General features: G+C 44.2%; 1 protein-coding gene. It reads left to right on the forward strand.

The genetic code is table 11. The features are described from left to right. Nucleotides 1-614: 614 nt before the first annotated feature. Nucleotides 615-4,415 (forward strand): endonuclease/exonuclease/phosphatase family protein, encoded by a 3,801-nt coding sequence (locus KDK16_RS00445; RefSeq protein ID WP_257274210.1) that lies wholly within the window; start codon nt 615-617, stop codon nt 4,413-4,415. The last annotated feature ends 47 nt before the right edge of the window (nt 4,416-4,462 follow it).

The following is a 4,462-nucleotide window of genomic DNA, read 5'->3' on the forward strand; positions in this document are numbered from 1 at the left end:
CAAATAGCTCGCTATTCTCCTCACAAAACCGAATTTTCATCCTCAATTTTCTGCCATCCTCGCTACGGGCGCTATTCTCGGTCAGGCTCCTACCGACTGGAGGATGAGTAATGGATACAGGACAACAATATTTAATTCTGACTCTGGTCTTTGGGTTGCCTCTGTTTGCAGTTGCCATCTGGCTTACTGTTCGAAACAAAAAGCATTAACCCTGCACCCATCGCCCTGAAGCTGCTGCCTGAAAATCAGGTTCACATTCCATTTCGGTTGCAGGTCATTGGCAAACATCTTCAGAGTTGAACTTTGACCGCTCCCTGGCCAAAGAGGAGGGTAACGATCGCAGGACGGCTCTACCTTAAGGGCTGTTTGGTTCTGCCTGTGGAGGCTTCTTTGTAAGTCTGGTTGTTTTGAACCAGCAGTAGCCTATGAAGCAAGAAGCTCGTGCGTTCTTCGCAGGAGAGCAGTCACAATGAATAAATGAGCAGCTACTCAGTCTCTACTCCAAAACCACCTTTGACGTTAATCTGACTATTGTCTACTTTCAGCCAGTTGTTGAGAAATACTCTCGCACTTTCCTCCTCCCTAACTACCTCTGTTATTGTTGGTTTCCTTAAATGAAAAATCACTTTCTGAACCAACGGCTGCTGGTTAATATATGGAAAATTTATCTGCTAACTTTTCTTGTCTGGGCTTCTCTGGCTCGGGCAACACCTGCTTCGTCGGATTTTACCGCTACTTCAATTACTGCGGGAGGAGCTGAAAAGGCAAACTACCGGCTAACGACCCGCCTGTCAGCAATAGGTCCGGAGTCCGATAAGTTTATAGAAATCGCTTCAACCCCGGAAACCGTGGAAGTTAATGAGAGGCTTAACGATTCATCTGTTCGGAAAAAGAAAAAAAAATCAGGCCAGGTTGTGAGTCTGCCAGGGTTTGCAGGACTGCCTTTACCAGAAGAAAAACGAGAGTCTGATCTATACAGAGGTGGTTATCTTGGTCAGGATGACGACGATAGCTTTAAACGCCCCCCTTACTTTCCAATTCAGAACAAAGGGGATTTTACCCTGACACTACTCCCGGTTTTGCGTATTCCCACCGACTGGCGCAACTACTTAAAGGGCAGTCATTGGTACCATTGGGTTATGGGCGAACCCGATCATGATTCAGGAGTGACGTTACACATCCGTTTTAATGATTCATCACCCACTGTGTTACACCTCAGCCAAGCGGAGTTTCGCCAGTTAACGGCATATCTGGGGAGTTCGCAACAGCTTCTGAAATGGCTTGCTCCCAAACTTAGAGGCAGAGAAGAATTTATTCACTTTCTTATGGATATGGCTGCAGGACTGTCTGTACAGGATGAAAACTCCCTTCAGCAAATTGAAAAGCAAATCGATACGCTGGCAGAGTGGCCGGATCATGAGTTTAACCTGGAGTTTGAGTGGGAGCAGCTGGAACAAACTTTGGCTGGTTCGGATAACTTTAAAGACATGACTATAACTCATGAACCCGATACGGAGACGGTCTATGAAGGAGAAGATATTAATAAACTCATTTATCAGACTATGTTTAGCTGGCTTAGAGGTAGTAAAAAAACCGGAGCAACAGGTAGTGGAAGTGGTAACAGGGAGGGTTCTGGTCAAGAGGGAGCCGGACGCTCTGGTATAGGTGGCAATGCAAAAGATGACGAAGGGAGCGAGAGATTTATATTGAATCTAATGCAACAAAGGAGCTCGAATGGCAGTCCTCCTACACTAAGGATTGTCTTTACTGGAGCGCAAAATGTTGGCAAGTCATCGCTGGGCAACCGGCTAATTGGCTGGGAGCCATTTAAAAGAACCGTTATTTACAATAAAAAGCCTGACCCTATCTACCGCTTTCAGGATGTGGAAATCAGGACTACAAAAGGTTATGGCCGCTCTGGTGGCGAAGAATACATAAAAAATGACTACCTTGGAGCTGAAAATATCGAGCAAAACGATGTCATTATCTTTTTATTTGACAAGGATCTGACTGGTTATGATCTTAGAGCTATCGAAGCATTAGTAAAAAATGGCAATAGAATTATTTTTGTTTGTAATAAGGTCGATACATGTACTGATAAGATAGGAGACAAAAAAGAAATAAAATCAGAGTTTAAGGCTAATTTAGAAGAAAATGGTATTCAGGATACTCCAAAACTTATTTTTACATGTTCCCAATCCAACAGCAAAAATGGAGAAGAAATAACAAAAACTAAAGAATTGGAAAAAGAAATTCTGTCTGTTCTGAAAACAGATGAAAAAGCGGTTTTTGAAAAATACTTAAAAACAAGGATGAGGCCTGATGAAAAAACCATCAAAATTTCGGAAGAAAGAATTGAAAAGGGGGTTAAGGAATATAATGGTCAATCATCTGGCATAGAAGAGATCAAAAATATTACAGTTGATGCTATTAAGGAAGGCATACATCCAGACATCATGGGTCCAGATAATGTTGATGAGTTAAATAGATTTAATGATTATTTTCAAAAAATTTCAGGGCATATTGAGAGTATAACGCGTGATGATGACCATAAGTTATTCCTTAGAGCATGTAATAATATTGTCAAAGTCGGCCTCCCAGAAGTAGCAGCGGGTGCTGCAGGTGCCACACTCGGTACAATCGGTACATTATTTGGACCACTGGGAACTGTTGCAGGTGTAATCATTGGATCACTGGTTGGAGTTTGTGTAGCCAGGATAACTAACCTTTTGTATCACCCACACTTCAATCTTCGTCCAAGATATTATGAAGAATGTAAGAAAGAAATCCAAAGCATCTTATATGAGAAAAGGGATGATGAATTAAGTCTATACCGAAAGAAAGTCTTTTCTGAAGATGGTAATACCTATGCCGACGACCCTGAGACAAAGAAAATTGAAAAAAAATACGAAGAGAAGGTTGATAAATTTTACACATGGGCTGATAAACTTCCGGAACACATGCGAAGCGCAACAAGTTTGTTTAGAGAACTGTTTGAGAAAATATTCCAACATTATCAAAGACTTTATGACGAAGCTTTTTTCGCAAAAACAAGTGTTACTTTTCTTGTACCATACGATGAAATTCGGTACATGAAAGAAATTTCCCTGATTCAGTCTGATGTACCCCCCGCCATTTATCAACCTGAGCGGGGCCTGCATTTGATGACCTGTAATACTGGCCTGATGCCGTCCCATAATAAGAACGACCTGCGCTCAACACAGCAGCGCTATCGGAAGATTGCCGGGGCATTAACCCGCAATCCTGACATAACTCCTGATGTTGTCTGCTTCCAGGAGGCTTTTGTCCAACAGGCGACGGAGCAACTCTGTCAGGATCTCAAAGGTCACTACCATCATATCGTTCACAGTGTTGCCCCCCGAAAAACCGGATTGAACAGTGGTCTGGTCATTGCCAGCAAATATCCTGTAAAGGTGGCAACTTTCCGGCCTTTCACTGATCTGGTCGAAGAAGATCGGCGGATCAATAAAGGGCTACTGCGGATCGTGCTGGATCTCGGTAACGATAAGACTGCCGTGGTTTATAATACGCACCTTCAGGCCAGTGAGGGTCAACCCTATGAGGCGATTCGCTTTGACCAGTCGTATCAAATCAGAAAGTGGTTTGAGGAGGATAGCAGTAACGACAGGCGGAATAAGAGACACCATCATGGCACCTTCCTGATGGGAGACCTGAACTTTGCCCGATCAGATGAGCAAAGATTATGTAATGACCCTGAGTATAATCACAACATGCAGGCACTGGGGAAGGATTTCTCTAACACTTACTACGATACCCATGATGAAGAAAATGATACCCGGCTGGTTGAGAGCAGCGAGTCATTTTTTGTCAATAGTGACCAGGCAACCATCAATCCGGAAGATCGTCGGGAGCCAGATGGGACAAGGTATCGCTGGCAAGAACACCCCGAGGTGACAAGGCGCTGTATTTATAACTACCAGCTGGTCTACGGGGACACTGAAAAAAAGTGGGCATCCCATACGGAAATACGTCAACTGTTGCTTGATGTCGATAATGATCTGGAAAGCGGGTTGTCTGATCATTTGCCGGTGTCGGTTATCTATCGGGAAGCGGAAGGATTTTCTGCTGCCATTGCTGGTCTGGAACCGGAGGATTATCCCATTTCGGAGGTCGTCAGGGAGCTGGTAGATAAACTGAAGCTTGCCTATGGTCATCAGCCCGGTAATCAGGTCAGTCAGAATGACATTGACCCAGAGTTCGCAGGCGTCAATCCCCTGCGTAATATTGCCGAACTCAGGGCTCAGTACAGAGGGGAACCTGAGATTATGAATGAGCTTAACCGGCTCGAAAAAAGGGTCAGGCAGAGTATGAATCCTGTTTCCGGAGCGTCAGGGTCGAACAGACATAATAGGCCGATCGTTGATAACCACTAGCAGCCTGTCGGACTTAAGCGTCCGTAGCGAGGATTGCAAGAAATTGA

The sequence above is a fragment of the Endozoicomonas sp. SESOKO4 genome (assembly GCF_024606275.1).

Excerpts from the sequence above, each read along its gene's own strand:
- KDK16_RS00445 (WP_257274210.1), top strand. The coding sequence starts at position 615 with ATGAAAAATCACTTTCTGAACCAACGGCTGCTGGTTAATATATGGAAA.